The organism is Blastococcus haudaquaticus, assembly GCF_900230285.1.
In the GTDB taxonomy this organism is placed as follows: Bacteria; Actinomycetota; Actinomycetes; order Mycobacteriales; family Geodermatophilaceae; genus Blastococcus_B; species Blastococcus_B haudaquaticus.
Genome location: NZ_OCNK01000005.1, coordinates 127,661 through 151,627, shown reverse-complemented (window position 1 = coordinate 151,627; position 23,967 = coordinate 127,661). Strand labels below are relative to the sequence as shown.

Annotated in this window: 25 protein-coding genes; 13 read left to right on the top strand and 12 right to left on the bottom strand. The window is 73.3% G+C overall.

What is annotated here, in order from left to right; all coding sequences use genetic code 11:
* Positions 1-40 precede the first annotated feature (40 nt).
* Both CRP30_RS18625 and CRP30_RS18620 read left to right on the top strand, forming a co-directional pair.
* Complete coding sequence (locus CRP30_RS18625; protein WP_097185507.1) at positions 41-1,306, top strand: M48 family metallopeptidase; 1,266 nt, start codon at positions 41-43, stop codon at positions 1,304-1,306.
* Positions 1,303-2,439 (top strand): glycosyltransferase family 4 protein, encoded by a 1,137-nt coding sequence (locus CRP30_RS18620; protein WP_097185506.1) that lies wholly within the window; start codon positions 1,303-1,305, stop codon positions 2,437-2,439. Before CRP30_RS18625 ends, CRP30_RS18620 begins: the two co-directional genes overlap by 4 nt.
* A gap of 43 nt (positions 2,440-2,482) precedes the next feature.
* On the opposite strand, the gene CRP30_RS18615 is transcribed toward CRP30_RS18620, so the two are convergent.
* Complete coding sequence (locus CRP30_RS18615; protein WP_097185505.1) at positions 2,483-4,276, bottom strand: AMP-dependent synthetase/ligase; 1,794 nt, start codon at positions 4,274-4,276, stop codon at positions 2,483-2,485.
* Between the two features lie 155 nt (positions 4,277-4,431).
* Between CRP30_RS18615 and CRP30_RS18610 the strand changes: the two genes are divergently transcribed.
* The 5 genes from CRP30_RS18610 to CRP30_RS23305 are packed head-to-tail and all read left to right on the top strand — an operon-like array spanning position 4,432 to position 7,918.
* Positions 4,432-4,863 carry an SRPBCC family protein gene (locus CRP30_RS18610; RefSeq protein WP_097185504.1) on the top strand — a complete coding sequence of 144 codons (432 nt, stop codon included), beginning with the start codon at positions 4,432-4,434 and terminating at the stop codon, positions 4,861-4,863.
* A 6-nt stretch (positions 4,864-4,869) separates the two neighbouring features.
* Positions 4,870-6,015 (top strand): ArsA-related P-loop ATPase, encoded by a 1,146-nt coding sequence (locus CRP30_RS18605; protein WP_097185503.1) that lies wholly within the window; start codon positions 4,870-4,872, stop codon positions 6,013-6,015.
* Positions 6,012-6,341: a hypothetical protein gene (locus CRP30_RS18600; protein ID WP_097185502.1), complete on the top strand. Its 330-nt coding sequence runs from the start codon at positions 6,012-6,014 to the stop codon at positions 6,339-6,341. The genes CRP30_RS18605 and CRP30_RS18600 overlap by 4 nt, the downstream gene beginning before the upstream one ends.
* Complete coding sequence (locus CRP30_RS18595) at positions 6,338-7,324, top strand: ROK family glucokinase (RefSeq protein ID WP_097185501.1); 987 nt, start codon at positions 6,338-6,340, stop codon at positions 7,322-7,324. The genes CRP30_RS18600 and CRP30_RS18595 overlap by 4 nt, the downstream gene beginning before the upstream one ends.
* Positions 7,325-7,339: 15 nt before the next feature.
* Positions 7,340-7,918 (top strand): DapH/DapD/GlmU-related protein, encoded by a 579-nt coding sequence (locus tag CRP30_RS23305; RefSeq protein ID WP_097185500.1) that lies wholly within the window; start codon positions 7,340-7,342, stop codon positions 7,916-7,918.
* A 7-nt stretch (positions 7,919-7,925) separates the two neighbouring features.
* Here the strand turns inward: CRP30_RS23305 and CRP30_RS18585 are convergent, their stop codons facing one another.
* The 3 genes from CRP30_RS18585 to CRP30_RS18575 are packed head-to-tail and all read right to left on the bottom strand — an operon-like array spanning position 7,926 to position 10,701.
* Positions 7,926-9,167: an ornithine cyclodeaminase, nickel-pincer nucleotide-dependent gene (locus CRP30_RS18585; RefSeq protein ID WP_097185499.1), complete on the bottom strand. Its 1,242-nt coding sequence runs from the start codon at positions 9,165-9,167 to the stop codon at positions 7,926-7,928.
* Positions 9,168-9,184: 17 nt separating this feature from the next.
* Positions 9,185-9,877: a hypothetical protein gene (locus CRP30_RS18580; protein ID WP_097185498.1), complete on the bottom strand. Its 693-nt coding sequence runs from the start codon at positions 9,875-9,877 to the stop codon at positions 9,185-9,187.
* The gene (locus CRP30_RS18575) at positions 9,874-10,701 is read right to left on the bottom strand and encodes an alpha/beta hydrolase (protein WP_097185497.1); all 828 of its coding nucleotides are present in this window, start codon (positions 10,699-10,701) and stop codon (positions 9,874-9,876) included. The genes CRP30_RS18580 and CRP30_RS18575 overlap by 4 nt, the downstream gene beginning before the upstream one ends.
* Positions 10,702-10,826: 125 nt before the next feature.
* Between CRP30_RS18575 and CRP30_RS18570 the strand changes: the two genes are divergently transcribed.
* Positions 10,827-11,588, top strand: a complete 762-nt coding sequence (locus CRP30_RS18570; protein WP_235003537.1) for a lysophospholipid acyltransferase family protein — start codon at positions 10,827-10,829, stop codon at positions 11,586-11,588.
* On the opposite strand, the gene CRP30_RS18565 is transcribed toward CRP30_RS18570, so the two are convergent.
* From CRP30_RS18565 to CRP30_RS18555, 3 genes are read right to left on the bottom strand one after another with little or no spacing between them, the layout of a single operon-like run.
* Entirely contained in the window at positions 11,585-12,187 is a 603-nt protein-coding gene (locus CRP30_RS18565; RefSeq protein WP_097185496.1) for a TetR/AcrR family transcriptional regulator, read from the bottom strand. The two genes, CRP30_RS18570 and CRP30_RS18565, sit on opposite strands and share 4 nt — an antisense overlap.
* A 16-nt stretch (positions 12,188-12,203) precedes the next feature.
* Complete coding sequence (locus CRP30_RS18560) at positions 12,204-13,154, bottom strand: alpha/beta fold hydrolase (protein WP_143278497.1); 951 nt, start codon at positions 13,152-13,154, stop codon at positions 12,204-12,206.
* Positions 13,151-14,692, bottom strand: coding sequence for a flavin-containing monooxygenase (locus tag CRP30_RS18555; protein WP_097185495.1), 1,542 nt, complete (start codon positions 14,690-14,692; stop codon positions 13,151-13,153). Before CRP30_RS18555 ends, CRP30_RS18560 begins: the two co-directional genes overlap by 4 nt.
* Before the next feature lie 123 nt (positions 14,693-14,815).
* On the opposite strand from CRP30_RS18555, the gene CRP30_RS18550 reads away from it, so the two are divergent.
* Positions 14,816-15,736, top strand: a complete 921-nt coding sequence (locus CRP30_RS18550) for an SDR family oxidoreductase (RefSeq protein WP_097185494.1) — start codon at positions 14,816-14,818, stop codon at positions 15,734-15,736.
* A 5-nt stretch (positions 15,737-15,741) separates the two neighbouring features.
* On the opposite strand, the gene CRP30_RS18545 is transcribed toward CRP30_RS18550, so the two are convergent.
* Both CRP30_RS18545 and CRP30_RS18540 read right to left on the bottom strand, forming a co-directional pair.
* Complete coding sequence (locus CRP30_RS18545) at positions 15,742-16,410, bottom strand: response regulator (protein WP_097185493.1); 669 nt, start codon at positions 16,408-16,410, stop codon at positions 15,742-15,744.
* The gene (locus CRP30_RS18540) at positions 16,407-17,540 is read right to left on the bottom strand and encodes a sensor histidine kinase (protein WP_159961799.1); all 1,134 of its coding nucleotides are present in this window, start codon (positions 17,538-17,540) and stop codon (positions 16,407-16,409) included. The genes CRP30_RS18545 and CRP30_RS18540 overlap by 4 nt, the downstream gene beginning before the upstream one ends.
* A gap of 157 nt (positions 17,541-17,697) precedes the next feature.
* On the opposite strand from CRP30_RS18540, the gene CRP30_RS18535 reads away from it, so the two are divergent.
* The gene (locus CRP30_RS18535; RefSeq protein WP_097185491.1) at positions 17,698-18,129 is read left to right on the top strand and encodes a hypothetical protein; all 432 of its coding nucleotides are present in this window, start codon (positions 17,698-17,700) and stop codon (positions 18,127-18,129) included.
* 11 nt (positions 18,130-18,140) lie between these two features.
* On the opposite strand, the gene glpK is transcribed toward CRP30_RS18535, so the two are convergent.
* Complete coding sequence (glpK, locus tag CRP30_RS18530) at positions 18,141-19,610, bottom strand: glycerol kinase GlpK (protein WP_097185490.1); 1,470 nt, start codon at positions 19,608-19,610, stop codon at positions 18,141-18,143.
* A gap of 115 nt (positions 19,611-19,725) precedes the next feature.
* Here glpK and CRP30_RS18525 point away from each other — a divergent pair, with 115 nt between their 5' ends.
* Positions 19,726-20,211, top strand: coding sequence for a polyadenylate-specific 3'-exoribonuclease AS (locus CRP30_RS18525; protein WP_097185669.1), 486 nt, complete (start codon positions 19,726-19,728; stop codon positions 20,209-20,211).
* 51 nt (positions 20,212-20,262) lie between these two features.
* On the top strand, positions 20,263-20,847 hold the full coding sequence (locus tag CRP30_RS18520; RefSeq protein WP_097185489.1) for a GNAT family N-acetyltransferase: 585 nt from the start codon (positions 20,263-20,265) through the stop codon (positions 20,845-20,847).
* Positions 20,848-20,869: 22 nt separating this feature from the next.
* On the opposite strand, the gene CRP30_RS22560 is transcribed toward CRP30_RS18520, so the two are convergent.
* Both CRP30_RS22560 and CRP30_RS18515 read right to left on the bottom strand, forming a co-directional pair.
* On the bottom strand, positions 20,870-21,010 hold the full coding sequence (locus tag CRP30_RS22560; protein WP_159961797.1) for a hypothetical protein: 141 nt from the start codon (positions 21,008-21,010) through the stop codon (positions 20,870-20,872).
* Positions 21,011-21,086: 76 nt separating this feature from the next.
* Positions 21,087-23,237 carry a methyl-accepting chemotaxis protein gene (locus CRP30_RS18515; protein ID WP_097185488.1) on the bottom strand — a complete coding sequence of 717 codons (2,151 nt, stop codon included), beginning with the start codon at positions 23,235-23,237 and terminating at the stop codon, positions 21,087-21,089.
* Positions 23,238-23,367: 130 nt separating this feature from the next.
* Here CRP30_RS18515 and CRP30_RS18510 point away from each other — a divergent pair, with 130 nt between their 5' ends.
* On the top strand, positions 23,368-23,874 hold the full coding sequence (locus tag CRP30_RS18510) for a DinB family protein (RefSeq protein ID WP_235003536.1): 507 nt from the start codon (positions 23,368-23,370) through the stop codon (positions 23,872-23,874).
* The last annotated feature ends 93 nt before the right edge of the window (positions 23,875-23,967 follow it).

The following is a 23,967-nucleotide window of genomic DNA, read 5'->3' as shown; positions in this document are numbered from 1 at the left end:
GAGCAGTGGGGGGCAGCTGGGTCCTTCTAGGATCGGTCGAGTGACTGCCCGCCGCGTTGCGCTGGTCGCCGCGGTGGTCCTCGGCATCGCGCTCGCCGTCGTCATCGCCGTCCGCACGCCGTGGGTGCCCCTGCCCGAGCCGGCCGGTGGGCACACCGCCGTCGACCCGACGGCCGGGCTGTCCGCGGATCGGGTGGCCAGGGCGGAGGCCTTCGCGGCCGCGCTGCGTCCCGCCTCGCTGGTGTCCCTGCTGCTGGGACTGGCCGTCTCCGCGCTCCTGGGGCTGACCCGGGCCGGCGCCCGCATCGTCCGTGCGGCCGCGGCGCCGCTCGGGGGCGGCTGGGTGTGGCAGGTCCTGCTGGGCGTGGTCGCGCTCGCGGTGCTCGGGCGCCTGGTCACCCTGCCGCTGTCGGCCTACGGCGAGGTCGTCCGCCACCGCTACGGGCTCTCCACGCGCAGCTGGGGGCTGTGGCTGCGCGACGTCTGGGTGTCGGTGGCCATCGACGCCGCCCTGACGGCACTGAGCCTGCTGGTCCTGGTCTGGCTCGCCCGTCGCGCGCCGCGGACCTGGTGGGCCTGGGCGGGCGCCGGGGCAGCTGCCCTGGTGGTCGCCGGCTCGTTCCTCTGGCCGGTCCTGGTCGAGCCCGCCTTCAACCGCTTCGAGCCGTTGGCGGCCGGCCAGTTGCGCGCCGACCTGCTCCAGCTGGCCGAGGAGAACGGCACCCCGGTCCAGGACGTCCTGGTGTCCGATGCCTCACGCCGCACGACGGCGCTCAACGCGTACGTGTCGGGATTCGGTTCGACCCGTCGGGTGGTCCTCTACGACACCGTGCTGGACCGGCTGCCCGACGACCAGATCGAGTCGATCGTCGCCCACGAGCTCGGGCACGTGGCCACGGACGACGTCCTGACCGGGACGCTCATGGGCGCCCTGGGGGCCGGTGCCGGGGTGGCGGCGCTCGGCTGGCTGCTGTCGTCGCCCCGGCTGCTCCGCCGTGCCGGGGCCGACTCGGCCGGCGACCCCCGGGTGATCCCGTTGCTGCTGTTCCTGATGACGGTCGGCACGCTGGTGTCCACGCCGGTCCAGAACGCCGTCTCGCGACACGTCGAGGCCCGCGCGGACGTGCACGCCCTCGATCTCACGCGTGATCCGGACGCCTTCGCGGCCATGCAGCAGGACCTCGCCGGGTCCAACCTCAGCGACCCCGATCCGCCGGCCGCGTGGCAGTGGTTCTTCGGCTCCCACCCGACGGCTGCCCAGCGTCTGGCGATGGCCGCCGACTGGGCGCGGCTGGACCGTCCGTGAGCGGGACGCGGACGCTCGTCGTCACCAACGACTTCCCGCCGCGCCAGGGCGGCATCCAGACGTTCGTCGCCGCGCTGCTCGCCCGGCGGCCACCGGAGTCCCTCGTGGTGCTGGCCTCCCGATCCCCGGGCTGGGAGGACCACGACGCCGCGCTGCCGTATCCCGTCGTCCGGTACCCGACGACGATGCTGCTGCCCACCCGCGCGGTCGCCCGGACGGCGGCGGAGCTCGCCCGCGCGCACGGGTGCGGCAGCGCCTTCTTCGGCGCGGCCGCCCCGCTGGGCCTCATCGCCCCGGCCCTCCGGGACGCCGGGGTCGGCCACCTGGTGGGCGCGACGCACGGTCACGAGACCGGCTGGGTGGCGCTCCCGGGCAGCCGGCAGGTCATGCAGCGCATCGCCTCGGAACTCGACGTCGTCACCTACATCAGCGACTACACGCGCGGCCGGCTGGCCCCGGCCCTGGACCGGCGGACCCGCCTCGCCCAGCTCTCCCCGGGCGTGGACGTCGACCGCTTCACGCCGGACGCCGACGGATCCGGCGTGCGGGCGCGGTACGGACTGGGGGAGGCGCCGGTGGTGGTGTGCGTGTCCCGGCTGGTCGCGCGCAAGGGGCAGGACGTCCTGGTGGCCGGTTGGCCGCGCGTGCTGGCCCGGCATCCCGGCGCCCGGCTGCTCCTGGTCGGAGGTGGCCCGCTGGAGGCCTCGCTGCGACGCGCGGTGTCGGCCCGGGGGCTGACGGACTCCGTCGTCTTCACCGGCCCGGTCGACCCGGCCGAGCTGCCCGCGCACTACGCCGCCGGGGACGTCTTCGCCATGCCGTGCCGCACCCGCCGGGCCGGCCTCGACGTCGAGGGCCTCGGGATGGTCTTCCTCGAGGCGGCCGCCTGCGGGCGGCCCGTCGTCGCCGGCACGTCGGGCGGTGCCCCGGAGGCGGTCCAGGACGGCGTCACCGGCCACGTCGTCGACCCGCGCTCACCCGCCGCCGTCGCGGACACCGTCGTGAGGCTGCTCGACGATCCCGAAGGCGCCCGCGCCATGGGCGCCGCCGGCCGCGTGTGGGTGGAGGAGCGCTGGTCCTGGACCCGGATCGCGGCCACCTTCGCAGGGCTGCTCGCCCCCGAACAGCACTGAGCCCTGTCCCGCGCATGCGCGGGACAGGGCTCGGTGGAAGGGCCTACCGGGTGTAGAGGCTCTCGACCTCGTTGCCGAACTCCTTCATGACGACGGAACGCTTGAGCTTCAGGCTCGGCGTCAGCATCCCGTTGTCCTCGGTGAAGTCGGTGCTGAGGATCGTGAACTTCTTGATCGCCTCGGCCTGGGACACCGCCTTGTTGGCGTCCTTTACCGCCGCGTCGATCTCCGCCTTGAGCTCCGGGTCCTCACGCAGCTGCTCGATCGACTGGTCGGCCGGCTTGCCCTTGGACTCCAGCCACTGGGGGAGGGCCTCCTCGTCGAGGGTGATCAGCGCGCCGATGAAGGGACGCTGGTCGCCGACGACGATGCACTGGCTGACCAGGCGGTGCGAGCGCAGCCGGTCCTCGAGGACGGCCGGGGCGACGTTCTTGCCGCCGGCGGTCACCAGGATCTCCTTCTTGCGCCCGGTGATCTTGAGGAAGCCGTCGGTGTCGAGCTCACCGATGTCACCGGTGTGGAAGAAGCCGTCGGCGTCGATGGCCTCCTTGGTGGCGTCGTCGTTCTTCCAGTAGCCGCGCATGACGATGCCGCCGCGGATCAGCACCTCGCCGTCGTCGGCGATCCGGAACTCGACGCCGGGCAGCGGGCGCCCGACGGTGCCGATGCGCAGGGCCTCGTCGTGGTTGACCGACGCGGCGGCCGTGGTCTCGGTGAGGCCGTAGCCCTCGAAGACGGTGACCCCGATGCCGCGGAAGAAGTGGCCCAGGCGCTCGCCCAGGGGAGCCCCGCCGGAGATGGCGCCGAGGCAGCGACCACCGAGGGCCGCCCGCAGCTTGCCGTAGACGAGCTTGTCGAACAGGGCGTGCTGGGCCCGGAGCCCGAGCCCCGGCCCGCCGGTGTCCTGCGCGCGGGACCAGTCGATGGCCACCTGGGCGGCCTTGTCGAAGATCTTGCCCTTGCCGTCGCCCTCCGCCTTGGCCTTCGCGCTGTTGAAGACCTTCTCGAACACGCGCGGGACGGCGAGGACGAAGGTCGGCTTGAACTCGCCGAGGTCCTGGACGAGGTTCGAGACGTCCGGCGTGTGGCCGATGACGGTGCGGTTCTTGACCGCCCCGACCTGCAGGACGCGGGCCAGCACGTGGGCCAGCGGGATGAAGAGCAGCAGCGAACCCTGCACGCCCATGAAGCGGTCGAGCAGGGTGATGCCGTTGCCGATCTCGAACAGGAAGTTGCCGTGGGTGAGCTCGCAGCCCTTGGGCCGGCCGGTGGTGCCACTGGTGTAGATCAGGGTGGCCAGGCTGTCGGCCGTGAGGGTCCCGCGACGCGCGTCGAGCTCGCTGTCGGGCACGTCCTTGCCCGCCTGGACGAGCTGGTCCACGGCGCCGTCGTCGATGACGTGCACCGACCGGAGGTCGGGTGCCTGGTCGCGGACGGACTCGACGTCCGCCGCGTGGTCGTCGCGCTCGACGACCACGGCGGTGGCACCGGAGTCGGAGAGGATCCAGGCCACCTGATCGGCGCTGGAGGTCTCGTAGATCGGGACGACGACGGCGCCGGCCGTCCAGATGGCGAAGTCGAAGACCGTCCACTCGTAGCGGGTCTTGGCCTGCAGGGCCACGCGGTCACCGGCGGAGACGCCTGCGGCGATCAGCCCCTTGGCGACCCCGCGGACCTCCTCGCCGAACTGCTTCCACGTGACGTCGCGCCACTGCCCGTCCACCCGACGGCGCAGACCCACCTCGTCGCCGTGCTCGGCGACGTTGGCCGTCAGCATGTCGGGGATGGCCTCGTCCGGACCCACCTCGGTGGTCGCGGGAACGCTGAACTCGCGCACGCCTGGTCCTCTCCTCCCCGCCGTCCGGGGGCACCGTCGCCTCCGGCCCCGGTCAGGGACGTCGCAACAGAATCTAGTGGTAATCCCTACCCGTGAGTAGCAGAGAGCCGGACCGCCGGCTCGCTGGACGTCGGGAAACGGCTAGCCTGCTGCTCATGGCCGACCAGTCCACCCAGTCGATCGTCGTCGATGCGCCCGCGGCCGACGTCATGGCGGTCATCGCCGACTTCGGCGCCTACCCGCAGTGGGTGGCCTCCGCGAAGAAGGTCGAGGTCCTCGAGACCGGACCCGACGGCCGGGCGCAGCGCGTGCACTTCGTCCTCGACGCCGGTGCGGTGAAGGACGACTACGTCCTCGACTACACCTGGAACGGGGACCAGAAGGTGTCCTGGACCCTGGTCAAGGGTCAGATGCAGAAGCGGCAGGAGGGCTCCTACACGCTCACCGAGCGGGACGGCGCCACCGAGGTCACCTACGCGATCACCATCGACCTCTCGATCCCCATGCTCGGGATGATCAAGCGCAAGGCCGAGAAGGTCATCCTGGACACGGCTCTCAAGGAGCTCAAGAAGCGCGTCGAGGGCTGACCCGCGTTGCGCACGCTTCTCGTCACCGGTCCTGGCGGGGCCGGGACCACGACCCTGGCCGCCGCGGCCGCCGTCCGCGTCGCCCGCAGCGGGCGCCGGACGCTGCTGCTCTCCCGGCAGGCCCCGCCGGTTACCGCGCTCGCCGCCGAGCCGGGCCTCACCGTGACCACCGTCGATCCGCAGGGCGCCGTCGAAGGTGTCTGGGCGGGTGCCGCCGACGCCGTGGGCGCGGTCCTGCCGCAGGTCGCGCTGCCGCCCGCGTCCTCCGTCGTCCCGCTGCCGGGTGCCGCCGACCTCGCGCTCTTAGCCGAGCTGGCGCGGGCCGAGGCGGACCTCGTGGTCGTCGACGCCGGACCGATCGACTCCGCCCTGGCGCTCGTGGGGCTTCCCGCCACCCTGCGGTGGTGGCTGGACCAGTTGATGCCCCCGGGCATGCGCGCGCTGGGCGCCGTCCGCACGGCCGCCGTCGCCTCGGGTGCGGTCCGCCGCGGGCCGGTGGACGCCGCGCTGTCCCTCGTACCGGTCGTCGAGGCGCTGCTGGCTGCCGACCGGCTCGCCGACCCCACCGGCACCGGGGTGCACCTGGTGGCGGCACCCCGCCCGGGGTCCGCGGCTGCTCTCCGCGCCGCGGCCACCGTGCTGGGCCTGCACGGCCTTCGGGCCGCGTCGGTGCTCAGCCGGGTGCTCCCGCTCCCGGGGGAGGACGACTGGACCACCCGTCGCGCCGGGGAGCAGGAGGCGGCGCTGGGCGCACTGGCCGACATCGCCCCGGTGCGCCGGGTGGACGAGCTCGCCGTCGCCCCGGACGGGGCCGACGCGCTCGCGGCCCTCCTGGCCGAGGAGCTGCCTGCGGGAACCGGCTTCCCTCCGCCGGCACCCGAGCGGCACGAGGGGGCGTGGCGGCTCCGCGTGCCGCTGCCCTTCGCCGAGCACGGCACGGTGACGCTGACCCGCTGGGTCGACGACCTCGTGCTGACCGTGCAGGGCGTCCGCCGCTCGCTGCGGCTGGACCCCCTGCTGCGCCGCTGCGAGGTGACCGGCGGACGGCTCGCCGATCCCGGCACGGCCGACGCCTGCCTCGAGGTCGGCTTCCGTCCCGATCCCCAGCTCTGGCCCACCGACCTCCTCAGCGCCGAGGAAAGGACCTCATGACTCCCGGAACCGACTGGATCGACCAGGCGCAGCGCCTCGTCGAGACCCTGCGCACCAATCTCGCCGCTGCCGCCCCTCCTGGCGAGGCAACGGGAGCCGACGCGTCCGCGCACTCCGGCGACTGCCGGTGGTGCCCGGTCTGCCAGGTCGCGGCGGTCGTCCGCGGCGAGCGGCCGGAGGTGTCCGCGGCCCTGGCCGACCTGCTCACCACGGCCGCCACGGCCCTGCGCACGGTGGCCGAGGCGGGGCAGGCCGCGCCACCCGCGCCGGAGGCCGGGCAGGAGAACGAGCCACCCGCGCCGGTCCAGCGGATCGACATCGCGTGACGGACCCGACGGCCGGGCCGGCCGCTCTCGGCATCGACATCGGCGGCACGAAGGTCGCCGGAGGCGTCGTCACCGCCGACGGCACGATCGTGGCCACCGCCCGGCGTGCGACGCCGGGGGCGTCGGTCTCCGACACCGAGGACGCCATCGCCGCCGTGGTCGAGGAGCTCGCCGACGGGCACGACGGCGACCTGGTCGGCGTCGGCGTCGGCGCCGCCGGCTGGTTCGACCGCACCGGCGACACCGTGCTGTTCAGCCCGCACCTGGCCTGGCGCAACTCCACGCTGCGCAAGGACCTCGCCGCCCGCCTGCAGCGGCCGCTCTGGGTCGGCAACGACGCCGACGCCGCCGCCTGGGCCGAGTACCGGTACGGCGCAGCGCGGGGGGCCGACCTCGCCCTCATGATCACGCTGGGCACCGGTATCGGCGGCGGCATCGTGCTCGACGGGCGGCTGCGCCGCGGCTCGCACGGTGTCGCGGGGGAGTGGGGCCACATGCGCGTCGTCCCCGACGGCCGGCTGTGCGCCTGCGGCAACAGGGGCTGCTGGGAGCAGTACGCCAGCGGGACGGCGCTCGGCCAGACCGCGCGCGAGGTGGCCCGCACCTCCCCGGCGGCCGCCGCGCGCCTGCTGGAGCGGGTGGAGTGCGAGCCGGACCGGCTCACCGGCGAGGACGTGGCCCGGGCAGCCGCCGACGGCGACCCGCTGGCGCTCGAGCTCGTCACCGAGGTCGGCGTCTGGCTGGGGCAGGGCATCGCGGACCTCGCCGCCGTCCTCGACCCCGAGGTGGTCGTCATCGGCGGCGGGGTGAGCAAGCTCGGCGAGATGGTGCTCGCGCCCGCCCGGAGCCGGCTCGAGCGCGCGCTGCCCGGCCGTGGTTTCCGCCCGGGCCCTCGGGTGGTGGTCGCCGAGCTCGGCCCGCAGGCCGGGATCGTCGGTGCGGCGGACCTCGTCCGTCAGGCCGTCCGCGAGGGCGAGGCGTAGGCCGGATCATCTCCGATGACCGACGAGCGCTTCCTGCCGATCCACGACCAGGAGCTCCTGGCGCGCGGCGAGCGAGTCCTGGGAGCCGGGTTCCGAGCGATGCACGAGCGGGTGCTCCGGGTCACGGAGCTGACCTCTCGCCTCAACGTCCTCCCGTTCGACGACGAGGCCGGCCGGACGGCACTGCTCGAGCAGATCCTGGGTGGGCCCGTCCCGGCGGGCGTCACGATCTACCCGCCCTTCTACACCGACCACGGCCTCCGCCTGGACCTGGCGGAGCGTGTCTTCGTCAACCAGGGCTGCACGTTCCTGGACTACGCTGGCATCCGGCTGGGCGAAGGGGTGATGGTCGGTCCGAAGGCCACGTTCATCACGATGGGCCACCCGGTGGACCCGGCCGAGAGGCGCCGGTTCCTCACCGGTGCACCCATCGACGTGGCGGAGAACGTGTGGATCGGTGCCGGTGCGACGATCCTGCCCGGCGTCAGCATCGGCCGCGACGCCGTCGTCGCGGCCGGTGCCGTCGTGGCTGACGACGTACCGGCGGCGACCCTGGTGGCCGGGCCCAAGGGCAGCGTGCTCCGGAGCTGGTAGCCGCCCCTCACTCCGGGGCGAGCTCGCGGGCCAGCTGCTCGAGGAACAGACCGATGTCGGTGATGATGCCCATCGCCTGGGCGCTGCCGCGGTCGGCCAGCTTGGTGACCGTCGCCGGGTTGATGTCGACGCTCACCAGCGGGATGGACGCCGGCAGCAGGTTCCCGGTCGCGATGGAGTGCAGCATCGTGGCGACCATGATCGCGAAGCCGACGTCGGGGAGCTGGGCGCGCATCGCCCGCTGACCTTCGATCACGTCGGTGTACACGTCGGGCAGCGGGCCGTCGTCGCGCACCGAGCCGACCAGCACGAACGGCTTGCCCGCCTCCACCATCGCGTGCATGACGCCACCGGTCAGGACGCCGGAGTCGACGGCCGCCTGGATGGAGCCCGCCGCGCGGATCGTGTTGATCGCCCGGATGTGGTGCTCGTGGCCGTGCGGCACGCCGGAGCCCTTGGCGAGGTCGACGCCGAGGGACGTGCCGAACAGCGCCGACTCGATGTCGTGCGTGGCCAGCGCGTTGCCGGCGAAGAGGACGTCGACGAAGCCGGCGCGCACCAGCCGCACCATGGCGGGCGAGGCGCCGGTGTGCACGACCGCCGGGCCGCCCACCCACAGGATCCGCTTGCCCTCGGCCTTCACCTCGCGCATCCGCTCGGCGATCTGGCGGACCAGCAGCGCCTGCGGCTTCTCGCTGGACACCGCCGACGACATGAAGCCGAAGTCGTCCTCCTCGCCGCGCGGCGCCTGCGGGGGCAGCTCCACGCGGACGCCGTGGGCGCCGCAGACCACCGCGTCGCCGGCCCGCACGTCGCTGACCGGCACCGTCGCGACGACGACCTGCCCGTCCTCGTCCGAGACGACGAGGCCGCAGTCCATCTCCGGCTGCCGCACCCGCAGCCACTCCCGGTCGAGCCGGACGAGGGTCTCCAGGTTGGTCGTCGAGTAGAAGTCGTCGGGGAAGACCCCGTCGGACGGTGCGGGCCGGGTGAGGGCGGTGCCCGGGTCCACCGGGTTCGCCCCGTGGATCTGCACGCGCATGAGGATGCGGTCGAGCAGCTCCGCGTCCTCGGCACTGACCTCGACCAGGGCGCGCGAGGCGTCCTCGTGCTGCCGGCCCAGGTCCAGGTTCTCGATCCGGTAGTCGCCGCCGTACTCCAGGACGTCGTCGAGGATCCGCGCGAGGATCCCGGTGTCCATCAGGTGGCCGGTGACGGTGACGGTCGCGGAATGCGCGTGGGAGCTCACCCGCCGGACGGTAGTGGTCAGACCACGGCGCCGTCGTCACCGTCGTCGTCGGACCGGTCGCGCATGCGCGAGACCAGCATCGCGACGCCGCCGGCGATGCCGGTGACCCCCAGGACGAGGCCCACGTCGGCGGAGAGGTTCAGGATGCCGGGGGCGCCGATCAGCAGCACCCCGGCGACGACCAGGAGCACCGCGTACAGCGACGCGGGCGCCGGCGCGGGGATCGGGGGAGGCGGCGGCGGCTCGTAGTGCTCGTCCGGGCGGTCGAGCACCGGCAGCTCGTGCGGCGGGGGCGGGGGCGGCGCGTCGGCCGCTTCCTCCTGGACGACGGCGCGGCCGTGCTCGGCCTCGAACGCCGACACGATCCGGGCCCACTCGGCGTCCTCGTCGATCGGGGGCCGGACGGCGGCCGGCTCGGGCGCCGCCGGCTGCACGTCGACGGGGGAGGGGCCGTGCTCGTCGACGACGACGCGGGCCTCGGCACGGCGGGCCCGGTCCACGAACAGCCGGTCCGACGGCGGGCTCGGCAGGCTCACCGTGCGCGTGTAGGGCTCCACGTCGGCCGAGGGCTCCAGGTACGCGGCGATGCCGGCGGCCTCGAGCAGGTCGAGCAGGTGCTCGCCGATGCGGGGGTCGACGTCGCGCAGCGGGCTCCAGAGGGCGGCGTCCAGACCGTTGTCCCGCCGCCCGCGTCCGCGGCGGGGGTTCACCGCGTCTCCGCCGCGGGACTCCCCGTGCCCGGGTTCTCGTCGACCGTCACGTGTGCCCGGATCCAGTCGACCGAGCCCGCGAAGATCGCCGGGGCGTCGTTGTCCAGCGTCGCGACGTGGTAGCTGTCGCGCAGCACGACCTCCGTCGTGTCGGTGCTGGAGATGCCGTCGAGCAGCACCTGGCTGTTGACGGGCTCGACCACGTGGTCCTCGGCGCTGTGGAACACGATGGTCGGGGTCGTCACGCGGGCGAGGTCGGCCCGGGTGGCCGCCCAGAGCTGCCGGAGCTGCATCATCGCGCGGGTGGGGAGCTTGTCGTAGGCCAGCTCGGTCACGCCTGGCTTCTTGATGTCGCTGGCGATCGGCGCCCAGCTGCCGGTGAGCTTCGCGATCACCGGGAGCAGCTTGGCGTCGAGCCGCTGGGTGAGCAGCGCCGGGTTGACCAGCAGCAGACCGGCGACGTCGTCGGGGCGGACCTCGGCCAGGCGGGTGGCCAGCGTGCCGCCCATGGACAGGCCGGCGACGAAGACCCGGTCGCACTCGGCGGACAACTCGTCGAAGGCGGTCTCGACGGCCGTCGTCCACTGGTCGTGGCGGCTGGCGTTGCAGTCCTGCCAGTGGGTGCCGTGCCCGGGCAGCAGCGGGCACCGGACGGCGAAGCCCTCGGCTGCCAGGTGCTCGCCCCACGGCCGCATGCTCATGGGGGTGCCGGTGAAACCGTGCACCAGCAGGACGCCGGTCCGGCCGTGGGAACCGTCACCGCCGGCGAACGCGAACGGCTCGGCGCCGGGCATGACGTCATGGGGAGCGGTCGGTCCAGACACGGGGGTCCTCCTCGGCGTCCGGCGGCGGTACCGACCGGCGTGCGTGCTCGACGAACAGGTCACATCTGCGGCCGATTGTGATTCAGCCGTCAGGCTCCTTAGTCTGGCAGCTCACGAGTGGAGGCGTGTTGTTCTACTGGTTCCTCAAGTTCGTCGCGATCGGCCCCGCGGTCCGTGCCGTCTTCCGGCCGCGTGCCGAAGGCACTGAGAACGTGCCGGCGACGGGTGCGGCGATCCTCGCGAGCAACCACCTGTCCGCCGCCGACTGGATCTTCATGCCCATGTCGCTGAAGCGGCGGGTCACCTTCCTCGCCAAGGCCGAGTACTTCACCGGCACGGGCATCAAGGGTGCCGCGCAGCGCGCCTTCTTCTCCGCCGCCGGTCAGGTGCCGATCGACCGCTCCAGCGCATCGGCCGCTGAGAACGCGATCCTGACCGGCATCCGCACGCTGCACGAGGGCAAGATCCTCGGCATTTACCCGGAGGGCACCCGGTCCCCGGACGGCCGCCTCTTCCGCGGCAAGACCGGCGTGGCCCGCATGGCACTGGAGACCGGCGCCCCGGTCATCCCGGTCGCGATGGTCTACCGCAAGAAGAAGCTGCCGTTCGGCAAGAAGATCACCCGCGTGACCGTGCGCTTCGGCAAGCCGCTGGACTTCTCCCGGTACGAGGGCATGTCGGGCGACCGCTTCGTCGAGCGGTCCATCACCGACGAGATCCTCTACGAGATCATGATGCTGTCGGGCCAGGAGTACGTCGACGTCTACGGCGCGACGGTGAAGAAGTCGATGGACGCCACCGGCGCCAGCGCCCCGGAGATCGTCGCCCGCCTGCAGCCCCCGCCGGACGAGGCGTCCGACCGCGCCCCCACCTCCCTCGCGGGTTAGCGACCTCGGCCGTCATCGGTCGTGAGGCGGTCCAGCACGTCGCGCAGCAGCGCCAGCAACTCCTCGCGGGTCATGGTGGGCTCCTGCACCCAGGAACCGACGAGGTCCTCGGTGAAGGCGAACCAGGCCAGCACGAGCTGCCGCCGCAGGGTGTCGTCGGGCAGGTCCAGCGTCGTCAGCGCGACCTCGACCAGCCGGCCGCGGGTCTCCTCGTAGACCTCCGACACCCAGGGGTCACCGCCCCCGGCGCCGCGCACGAACGCCAGGTGGCTCTCCGGGAACGTCTCCACCCAGCCGACGTAGCGGTCCAGCATCCCGGGAACCTGCTGCTCCGCAGGAGTACCGGGCGCGGGGAGCAGGTGCTCGAGGAGCAGGTCGGCGGCCGCCCGGGTGACTGCGGTGTAGTACTCCCGCTTGGTCGAGAAGTAGTGGAACAGCAGGCTCCGGCTGATGCCGGCCCGCCGGGCCACCTCGTCGATCGTCAGCTCCTGCACCGGCGTGGTGGGCAGCAGCTCCAGCCCGATCTGCACCAGCTGCGCGCGGCGGTCGCCCGCCGTGCGCCGCAGCCGGGGGTGGCCGGGTCGGGACGAGCCCGTCATCGGCTGGGGCGGGCCCTCACGCGACAGCCTGCGCGGCCGTCGCAGCGGCGAGCAGCCGGCCGAGCGCGTCCACGACGAGCTCGGGCCGCTCCTGCGGGAGCATGTGGCCCGTTCGGTCCGCCAGGTGCAGCTGCGCGTCCGGCAGCACCTCGGCGAGCTGGTGGCTGTGCCGCTTCGGCGTGAGCTTGTCGCTGTCGCCCACGAGGACCTCGACGGGCACGTGCGCCAGGGCCCGGAGCTCCTGGCGCTTGTCGTGCTCGCCCAGCGCCGGGTAGAAGGCGGCGAACGCCCGCACCGTCGTCGCGTGCATGATCTCCGCCCCCTCGACCACCATGTCCTCGGTCGCGTCGGCCCCGTAGAGCAGCTCGCGGACGATCTTCCGGTGGCGCGGGTTCGTCGGCGGCAGCAGCTGGCGGATCCGCTCGAAGGCGCGGGCGCCGCCGATCGCGACGGTGACCATGCCGGGTGCCAGCTTCAGCTGCAGCTTCTCCGCCAGGGTGCGGCCGGCGGGAGCCAGGTCTCCGGCCGACGTCGACACGAGGGCCACGCCGCGCACGCGGTCGCCGAACAGCTCCGGGCGGGCGGCGGCCAGGCACATGATCGTCATGCCGCCCATCGAGTGGCCGCCGAGGACGACCGGGCCGGACGGCGCCAGCTCGTCGATCAGCGTGCCGAGGTCCTCGCCCAGCTGGTCGATGGACAGCTCGGCGACGTCGTCGGCGTAGCGGCCCCACGTGGACCGGCCGTGCCCGCGCTGGTCGTACCGGACCAGCCGCAGCTCGCCGGCTGCCACCCGCGGTGCGAGCAGGTCGGCGACGTCGTCCCAGGCAGCCTGGGCGAGCGTCCAGCCGTGGGCGAGCACGATCGTGACGGGGGCGTCGTCGGACCCGTCGACGACGGCGTGCAGCACCGCGCCGTCCGGGGTCGGGACGGCAGCGATGCGGCGGAGGACCGTGCCGGCGCTCACGCCGCCACCTCCGGGCGCTGCGCCGGGACGGCGGGGGTGCCGACGTAGTTCTCCCGGTCGAGCTTCTTCGTGAGCTTCCGGAACCGGAAGGTGAAGTCCGGCCAGAGGGTCGAGTTGTGCCCGTGCTTGTCCAGGTACCAGCTCGCGCAGCCTCCGCCGAGCCAGACGGTGCCCTTCGACTTCTCCGCGATCAGCTCGCGGTAGGCCTCCTGCGCCTCGCGCGTGGTCTCCAGCACGGCCAGGCCCTCGGCGTCCATGGTCTGCAGGGCGTCGTCGACGTAGGCAACCTGCGACTCGATCATGTAGACCATCGACGTGTGCCCGACGCCGACGTTGGGGCCGACCAGCAGGAACATGTTCGGGAAGCCCGCGACGGTCGCACTCCGGTTGCTCACCATCCCGTCCTCCCAGACCTCGGCCAGGGAGCGTCCGTCGCGGCCGCAGATCTTCTCCGCGATCGGCAGATCGGTGACGTGGAAGCCGGTGGCCAGCACGATCGTGTCGGTCGGGCGCTCGACGCCGTCGGTGGTGACGATCGAGTGCGGCCGGACCTCCGCGATCCCGGCGGTGACCAGCTCCGCGTTGGGTGCCGCCACGGCCGGGAAGTAGTCGTTGCTGATCAGGATCCGCTTGCAGCCGATCGTGTAGTCCGGCGTGAGGGCGCGGCGGAGCTTCGGGTCGCGCACCTGGCGGTGGAGGTGGGCCTGGGCGAGCTTCCCGACGGGCTTGAGGAAGCGGCGGTTCTTGGCCATGCCGATGACGAGGAACTCGCGGAACAGGTAGAGGGCGGCGCGGACCAGGTTCTGGAACCCGGGCACGAACCGGTAGAGCCGACGCATCCACGGCTTCACCGGGTGGTCGGTGCGGGGGACCACCCAGGCGGGCGTGCGCTGGTAGACCGCGATGGTGCCGACGACGGGCTGGATCGCGGGCACGACCTGGATGGCCGAGGCGCCCGTGCCGATGACGGCGACCTTCTCGCCCGAGAGGTCGTGGGCGGCGTCCCAGCGGGCCGAGTGCATGACCGTCCCGGCGAAGGTGTCCAGCCCCGGGATGTCGGGATAGGTCGGGTCGGCCAGCGCGCCGGCGGCCGACACGAGGACCCGCGCCCGGAAGTCGCCGGCCGCGGTGGACACGAGCCACCGCCGGGCGTCGTCGTCCCACCGCGCCGAGCTGACGTCGGCACCGAACACGCAGTGCCGGCGGACGTCGAACCGGTCGGCCGTCCGCTGCAGGTACGCCTGGATCTCCGGCTGCTCGGAGTAGGAGCGCCCCCAGTCGGGGTTCTGCGCGAAGGAGAACGAGTAGAGGTTGGACTGCACGTCGCACGCGGCGCCCGGGTAGGTGTTGTCCCGCCACGTGCCACCCACGTCGCCGGCCCGCTCGAGCAGGACGAAGTCCGTCTCCCCGCGGCGCTTGAGCGTGATCGCCATGCCGAGGCCGGCGAAACCGGAGCCGATGATCGCGATGCCCACCTCGCGGACCGCCCTTCCCGGGCCGGCAGACGGGGCGGGTTGGTTCTCGAGCGTGCTGGTCACCGATCGGCTCCTTCGCGGATGCGGGATCGCTGCTCCCGGCTTGCTGAGCAACGCTCAACAAGCTACAACGACTGTCGAGCAGTGCTCAATTCGAGCGCCGAACCGACCCCGAGGAGCACCCCCATGGCGGCTTTCCGCAGGCAGCGGCCCCGTACGCCCCTGGCCGGCCAGACGGTCCTGATCACCGGAGCTGCCCGGGGCATCGGGGCGGAGCTGGCCCGTCGTGCCGCGGCGCGGGGTGCCCGCGTCGCCCTGGTGGGGCTCGAGCCGGAGCAACTCGCCGCAGTCGCGGACGAGCTCGGACCGGAGCACCTGTGGGTGGAGGCCGACGTCACCGACCCGGAGGCGCTGGAGGCCGCCGTCCAGCGGACCGTCGACACCTTCGGCGGGCTGGACATCGTCGTCGCCAATGCCGGGATCGCCCCGCTGACCACGGTGATGACGTCGTCGGCGCACGCGCTCGCGCGCACCATCGAGGTCAACCTGATCGGCACGATGCTCACCGCGCACGCCGCGCTGCCCGAGATCGCGAAGCGCAAGGGGCACGTGCTGCTGATCAGCTCCGCTGCCGCGTTCACGGTGCTGCCCGGCATGAGCGCGTACTGCGCGTCGAAGGCCGGGGTCGAGCGCTTCGGTGACGCGCTGCGGCTCGAGGTCGCCTACCGCGGGGTGACCGTGGCCAGCGCCCACCCGACCTGGATCGACACCGACATGGTCCGCGACACCGAGGAGTCGCTCCCGACGTTCAAGGCCACCCGCCGGCAGCTGCCCGGTCCCCTGGGTGCCTTCACCTCCGTCGAGGCCTGTGCCGACGCCCTCGTCGAGAACCTGGAGACCCGGGGACGGCGGGTATTCGTCCCGGGGTCGGTCGGCGTCGTCTCCGCCCTGCGCCAGCTGGTGACCGGAGTGGTCGCGGAGAAGGTCGCCATGAAGGTGTCGGCGAAGCGCGTGCCGCAGCTGGAGCGCGACATCGCAGCATTGAACGGTCAGGAGTTCGGCCGGAACTCCATCGGCGCCCAGCGCAAGGACAAGCCCGCGGCCTGAGCTGGCTAGAGCGCGCGGCCCGGGTCGCCGGGCACCAGGCCGTGCTCGTAGGCGTGCACCACCGCCTGGACCCGGTCGCGGAGCCCCAGCTTGGCCAGTACACGGGCGACGTGCGTCTTGACGGTCGTCCGGCCCAGGAAGAGTTCGGCGGCGATCTCGTCGTTGCTCAGCCCGCGGGCCACCAGCAGCAGGACCTCGAGCTCGCGCGCGGTGAGACTCCCGTGGGTGCCGCCGCCCCGCGCCGGAGCGGGGTGGCGGGCGAATTCCTGGATCACCCGACGCGTCACCGAGGGGGCGAGCAGCGCCTCGCCGGCGGCGACGAGACGGACGGCGGACACGAGCTCCTCCGGCGGCGCGTCCTTCAGCAGGAAGCCGCTCGCCCCGGCCCGGAGGGCGTCGAAGACGTAGTCGTCGAGGTCGAAGGTGGTGAGCATCAGGGCGCGGGTCGAGGCACCGGAGGCGACGATCCGGCGGATGGCGGCGATACCGTCCAGCCGGGGCATCCGGATGTCCATGAGGACGACGTCCGGGCTCAGCCTGTTCACCGACGCGACGGCGGCCTCGCCGTCCGCGGCCTCCCCGGCGACCTCCAGATCCGGTTCGCTCTCGAGGATCAGCCGCAGGCCGTAGCGGATGACCGCCTGGTCGTCGGCCAGGAGGACCCGGGTGCTCACCGCGACTCCAGAGGCAGCGTGGCGCGGACGGCGAAGCCTCCGGTGGCTTCCGGCCCGACCGACAGCCGGCCGCCGAACACGGCGACTCTCTCGCGCATCCCCACGAGGCCGTGGCCTCCCTCCGCGGCCGGCGTCCCGCCGCGCCCGTCGTCCACGACCTCCAGGGTCACCGATCCCGGCGGGAACCCGACGGAGACACGGACCGACGCCGGGCCGGCGTGCTTGATCACGTTGGTCAGCGACTCCTGGACGATCCGGAAGGCACACAGGTCGACACCGGGGCTCACCCCGGCCGGCGGCTCGTCCATCGTCAGCGTCACCGCCACGCCCGCTGCCTCGGTGCTCTCGACGAGCTCGGGGATGCGGGCCAGCCCCGGCTGCGGCGCGAGCGGGACGCGCTCGGCGTCGTCCCGGAGGAGACCGAGCATGCGGCGGAGTTCGACCAGGGCCTCCCGGCCGGTCCGCTCCACCGTCTCGGCGACCCCCACCGCCCTGGTCTGGTCGGGGGGCAGCATCCGCCGCAGCGCGCCGGCCTGCATCACCATGACGCTGACCGAGTGGGCGACGACGTCGTGCAGTTCGCGTGCGATGCGGGCGCGCTCCTCGGCGACCGCCACCGCGGCCGTGCGCGCCTGGCGCTCCTCGGCGAGGCGGGCGCGGCTCTGCGCCTCGACGGCCGTCGCGATGCGGGTCCGGATGCCCGCTCCCGCGCCCCAGCACGCCAGGCACACCAGACCCACGAAGAGGTAGTCACCGAGCGGCGCGCCCTCGATCGTGGTGCTCACCAGCAGGAGGGCCAGTCCGCCGGCGGCAGCCACGGCGCCGTGGCGCAGCGGCTGATGAGCACCGACGGCGTAGAAGGCCGGGTAGAGGGTCAGCGGCGTGTAGAAGTTGTTGAGCAGCGCTCCGTGCACGTCGTGCACGAGAATCCCGCCCAGCACCGCCACCAGGACGAGCACGGGTGCCCGCCGTCGCCAGGCGAGTGCGCAGGCCATCACCAGGGCGGCGGCGTACTGCCAGGCCGGCGGGGTCGGGTGCATGGCGGTCAGATCGACGAGCGCGACGACCGCCACCGCAGCGGCGATCGCCGGGTCGGCCCAGCGGGGCCAGCGCTCGTCCGGGCCTGCCATGGCCGGAACGTACCGACGTCCGGGCACCGGGCACATCCTCCTGCGGGCCGGTGCCCGTCCTCCTCGGGAACGACCTCGGAAACGGTCCCGGGGCCGACGACTGCTACGAGCCGGCGGCCCACGCTCGGAGTCCCCACCCAGACTCCCGGAGGACACCATGAACCCGAGCCGTCTCACCCCGCTGGCGATCGGCGCGACCGTCGCACTCGCCCTGTCCGCCTGTGGCGACGACGAACCCTCGGTGGCCGCGTCCGCAGCGACCTCCGCTGCCGAGGCGGGGGGCGGCGACGTCGCCCGCTACTGCGACTTGACCGCCGAGCTCGACGACAAGGGCGAGGCTGTGTTCGCCGACCTGCCGCAGGACGCCCCCGCGGACGAGGTCCAGCGGGCCGAGCAGCAACTGCTCGCGGAGGTGTCGCCGAGCTTCGACGAGCTGATCGAGGTAGCGCCGGACGCGATAGCGGACGACGTGCCGATCCTGCTCGACGGCATCCGCGCCCGTGCGACCACGGGCGAGGACCCGAACCAGGAGGCGTCCTCCGCGGCCGAGGAGAGGATCCTCGCGTTCGAGGAGGAGAACTGCCCCTGAGGCGACCGAGGTCAGCGCGTCCAGCCGCCGGCGCGGGGGAGGGCGGCGCGCCAGCGCTCGTGCCGGCCGTCGTCCCGTCGTCCCTCCTCGGGCTCGAACCGGCGGTCCAGCGCCCAGGTCTGTGCCAGCTCGTCGGTGCTGCTCCAGACGCCGGTGCCCAGCCCCGCGAGGAACGCCGCGCCCAGCGCCGTCGTCTCGGTGACCTTGGGGCGGCGGACCGGCACGCCGAGCTGGTCGGCCTGCAGCTGCAGCAGCAGGTCGTTGGCGCTCGCGCCGCCGTCCGCGGACAGCTCCGGCACCTCCAGCCCGGCCTCGTCGACCATCACGTCGACGACGTCGCGCACCTCGAAGGCGATCGCCTCGAGGGTGGCCCGGGCCAGGTGGGCGCGGGTCGTGCCGCGGGTGATGCCGAGGATCGCGCCGCGGGCGTGCGGATCCCAGTGCGGGGCTCCCATGCCGGTCAGCGCCGGCACGAACACGACGTCGCCGGAGTCGGGCACCGTGCGGGCGAGCCCCTCGATCTCGTTGGCGGAGTCGATCATCCCGAGCCCGTCGCGCAGCCACTGGACCGCAGAGCCGGTCACGAAGATCGCGCCCTCGAGCGCGTAGACCAGCCCGTCGCCGAGATCCCAGGCGACGGTGGTCAGCAGCCCGGCGTCGGAACGGACGACCTCCGACCCGGTGTTGGTGAGCACGAACGATCCGGTCCCGTAGGTGCACTTGCTCATCCCGGGGGTGAAGCAGGCCTGACCGAAGAGGGCGGACTGCTGGTCCCCGGCGATCCCGGCGATGGGGAGGGAGAGACCGAGGAACGCGTCCGGATCGGTGGTGCCCACGACGCCGGAGTTCGGGACCAGCTCGGGCAGGGCGTTCCGCGGGACGTCGAACAGGTCGCACAGCTCGTCGGACCAGGCGCCCTTCTGCAGGTCGTAGAGCAGCGTCCGGCTGGCGTTGCTGGGATCGGTGACGTGCGCGGCGCCGCCGGTGAGCCGGGCGATGACGTAGGAGTCGACGGTGCCCAGGGCGAGCCTGCCGTCGCGGACGCCGGACCACATCCGCGGCTCGTGCTCGGCGAGCCAGGCGAACTTGGTGCCGGTGAAGTACGGGTCCAGGCGGAGCCCGGTCAGCCGGGAGACACGTTCCTCGTCGTCGCGCAGCCGGTCGCAGATGCCGGTGGTGCGGCGGTCCTGCCAGACGATCGCCGGCCGGGGTGAGTGCAGGGTGCGGCGGTCCCAGACGACGGCGGTCTCCCGCTGGTCGGTGATACCGACGCACGTCGGCTCCGCATCGGTCCCCGCCAGTGCCTCGCGGCACGCGGCGACCGTCGCCGTCCAGATGTCGTCGGGCTCGTGCTCCACCCAGCCCGGGCGCGGGAAGAGCTGCGCGAACTCGCGGTAACCGCGGGCCAGGACGTCGCCGTCCTCGCCCACGACCAGCGCGGTCACCCCGGTCGTACCTGCGTCGATGGCGAGAACCGGCATGAGGGGCAACGTAGCCCGCCGACAGGGAGTGAGCATCGCAGCGAGCGCCACCCGGCGAGGAGCGGAGCGACCGCGCCGTCGGGCCGGAGGCAGAGCGGCACCTACCGTGGTGCGCGTGCGGCGCTTCTTCTACGACACCGAGTTCATCGAGGACGGCACCACCATCGACCTGGTCTCGATCGGCGTCGTCGACGAGACCGGGCGCGAGTTCTACGCCGTCAGCACCCAGTTCGACCCGGACAGGGCGATCCCCTGGGTGCGCCGGAACGTGCTGGACCAGCTCCCGCCGCCGGCCGACAAGGCCTGGCGCAGCCGGGAACGGATCCGCGAGGACCTGCTCGCCTTCCTCACCGGGCCGGGCCAGGAGATCGAGCTCTGGGCGTGGTTCGGCGCCTACGACCACGTGGCGCTCTGCCAGTTGTGGGGCGCGATGCCGGCCCTGCCACGGCCCATCCCGCGGTTCACCCGTGAACTGCGCCAGCGGTGGGACGACCGGGGACAGCCCGCCCTGCCGCCGAAGCCGGCGGGCACCCACGACGCGCTGGTCGACGCCCGCTACAACCTCGAGCGCTGGAACGCGATGGAGGCCGCCCGGCCCTGAACCGCGACCGGGACCCTTGGCGCGCCGGGGGAGCTGGGCCACGCTGCAGACGTGGCAGAGATCAGCGCCGTCGAGGCGCGCACCCTCCTCGCCCGCGCCTTCGTCCACGACCCGCTCATGGTGTGGTTCTTCCCGGACGACGACGCGCGGCCGCACGCGTGTGCCGCGATGTTCGGCGTGTTCGCCGAGCACTACCTGGCCGACGGCCGGGTCGACGTCGTCCGTTGCCCGGAACCCGTCGCGGTGGCGATGTGGCAGTGGCCCTCGGAGCAGGGCGGGACGGCGGCCCGGTCCGACGAGCTGCCGACGATCGGGGGCCTCATGACGGCGTTCATGGGCGCCGGCCGGGCCCGGGAGGTCGGCGCCACGATGAAGGGGATGGAGGACCTGCGCCCGGCCGAACCGCACGCGTACCTGCACCAGCTCGGCGTCCATCCCGGCGCGCGCGGCCGGGGATTCGGCGGCCGGCTGCTCGACCGGGGGATCGCGGATGCCCGCTCGGCCGGTCTGGTCGCCTGCCTGGACACCACGAACCCGGCGAACGTGCCCTACTACGAGGCGCACGGGCTGTCGGTCCGCCACGAGTTCCCGCTGGGCGCCGACGGGCCCACGGTCTGGGCGATGGCCACCGGCTGAGGCGGCTGCGCCCGGCGGGGGATCAGCCCTTCAGGACCGCCCGCATCAGCGCTGTGGAGGACGCCACCGTCGAGGTGTGTGCTCCGGCGGGGAGGTCGAGGAGGACGCACACCGCGTCCCCCGGAGTCCGCGTGGCGGCGAGCAGATCGGCGGGCTCGGTCATCGCCCCATCCTGGCCGGTTGCGCGAAGAAGGACCTGTCCCGGCGCGGGACAGGTCCTTCTCCGTGCACGTGATCGACTAGACGGTGAAGACACCCAGCAGGCGGTTGAGCTCGCGGGAGAGCCCGTCCAGCTCACGGGCCGCGGTGCGGGCCCGCTCCACGTCGGCGGCGCTGTCGTCGGCGTCCCGGCTGACGCCGGTCAGGGTCGTCGTGACGAACCCGGCCCCGTCGGCCGCCGATGCGACGCTGCGGGTGAGCTCGCCGGTCGTGGCGGTCTGCTCCTCGACGGCGCTGGCGATCGTCGTCTGGTGGTCGTTGATCGTGCGGACCACCTCGGCGATCTGGGCGATGGCGCGCACGGCCGCGGAGGTCTCCGACTGGATCCCCTGCACCCGCTGCGCGATCTCCTCGCTCGCCTTGCCCGCCTCCTGCGCCAGCTCCTTGACCTCGTTGGCGACGACCGCGAAGCCCTTGCCCGCGTCGCCGGCGCGGGCCGCCTCGATCGTGGCGTTGAGCGCGAGCAGGTTCGTCTGCTCGGCCACACCGGAGATCACCTTGACCACGTCGCCGATCTCGGCCGAGCTGGCGCCCAGGGAGGCGATCGTGGCCTCGGTCCGCTCCGCGAGCTCGGCGGCCTGCCGGCCCACCTCCGCGGCCTCGGCGGCGCTGCGGGCGATCTCGGTGATCGAGGCACCCATCTCCTGCGCGCCGGCGGCGGCCGAGGAGACGCTCGTGCTGATCTCGGCCGCCGAGGCGTGGGCGCTCTGCGCCTGGTCGCGGTTGCGGGCGGCGCGGCCGGCCAGCCCGTCGGCGACGGAGGAGACGCCGGCCGCCGAGGAGGCGACCTCCTGGGCGCAGCGCCCGATCTCGCGGACGGTGCCGGCGACCTTGTCGACGAACCGGTTGAACGCGGCCGACAGCTGGCCGACCTCGTCGTCCCGGGACTCGTCCATCCGCTGGGTGAGGTCGCCCTCGCCGTCGGCGATCTCGGCCATCCGGTCGCGCAGCTGGTGCAGCGGGCCGGTCAGGCGGCGGCCGATCACGTAGGCGATCGCGCCGCCGGCCAGGGCGATGAGCACGCCGGCGACGAGCAGGGCCGTCATCATCGAGGAGCGGCCCTCGTCCATCATCTCCACCGGGCCGGAGAAGTCGGCGTCCCGGGCGACGGTGGCGATCACCCAGTCCCAGGGGGCGTAGTAGGTCAGGCGCACGGTGGTGGGGCCGGCGTCGGGGTCGAGGTACCGGACGGTGGCCTGCTCGCCGGCCTGCAGCCCGACGGCCGTCTCGACCATCTGCTGCACGTACGGAGCGCCCTCGGCGTCCGTGGCCGCGAGCATGTTCTCGCCGTCCCGGACGCCCTCGGGGCTGATCAGGACGGTGCCGGCGCGGTCGCCGGTGCCCCCGTAGACCTCGATGTGCCCCGTCTCCCCGACGGTGGTCGCGTTGAGGCTCTCCCGGAGGGCGGGCAGGTTCTCCTGCTTGACGCCCACGTAGAGGACGCCGACGACGTCGCCCGCCGGACCCAGCAGCGGGGCGTAGGCCGACACCAGCCACGAGTCGACGACGAAGGCGTTGCCGCGGTAGGTCTGGCCGCCGCTCACCGCGGCGTTGACCGCGTTGGGCGAGCCGTCGGGGTTGGTCTTGGGGATGAAGGTGCCGATTGCCCGTGCGCCGGAGGCGGCCTGGACGTTGGTCGCCACGCGCAGGAAGTTGCCCTCGGGCGTCTTCTGGAAGATCGTCACGGTCGCACCGACCATGGACTTGATCGTGTCCACCACCGGGGTGGGGACGGCGACGTCGCTGTTCTTGCCCAGCCACTCCCCGCCGACGAGGACGCGGGGCAGGGTGACCGGGGTGACCTCGTTGGTCAGCTGGTTCTTGGCATCCCAGGTGACGAGGTCCTCGCCGGAGTCGTCGATGGCGAACCCGCCCGCCTGCTGGAGGACGTACTGCGCCGCGGCGAGGTCGGAGTCCACCTTCGCCGAGGTGGAGGCCCCCTGCGTGGCGACGACGTCGTGCACCCCGGCGGCCGTCCGGGAGATGGTCTGCTCGACCAGCTGCCTGACGTCCCGTTCGGCGTCGTCGGCGAAGGCGCCGCTCTGCCAGGCGCTCACCCCGCCCATCGCCACGCCGGTCACGGCGACGCTGGTCACGGCCAGTGCGACCACCTTGGTCCTGATGCCCCAGGCGGTGGGGGACACCCAATCGGGGATCGACGTCCTGCGCATGTCTGTCCTTCGTCTCGTCCGCAGCGGCCACGTACTGCTGTCGATCCGTTTCTCGGCAGTGCGTAGGCGGTTCGGAACAGGACCGGCCGATCGTGACCGGACCGTCATCGCCGCAGGCGAGAATGGTGACGTGGACGACGAACGGATCGAGCCGCCGCTCACCGGCGGCGAACGGGAGACGCTGCGGGTCTACCTCGACTGGCACCGGGCGACGCTGGCGCTCAAGTGCGCGGGGCTGTCCGACGAGGACCTGCGCCGTCGCCCGATGCCACCGTCGGCCCTGTCGCTGCTGGGTCTGGTGCGGCACATGGCCGAGGTCGAGCGGTCGTGGTTCCGCCGGGTGATCGCCGACGAGGACGTCCCGCTGGTGTGGTCGCCGGACCGGGACTTCCAGGCGGCCTACGACGCGACGGGCGCCGACCGGACGGAGGCGTTCGCGGCCTGGGAGGCCGAGATCGCCCACGCCCGCCGGATCGAGGCGGCGGCCCCGTCGCTGGACGTGACGGGGACGGACCGGCGCTCCGGGACGGCGTACTCGCTGCGCCTGGTGATGCTGCACGTGATCCAGGAGTACGCCCGGCACAACGGGCACGCCGACCTGCTCCGCGAGGGCATCGACGGCGTGGTCGGCGTCTGATGACAGCCTCGGGAGCATCGCAGCGAGGAACGATCGATCAATGGCCGCGCTGCAGGGTCCCGCCGCGAGCTTGCGAGCGGTGGGGGGCAGCGT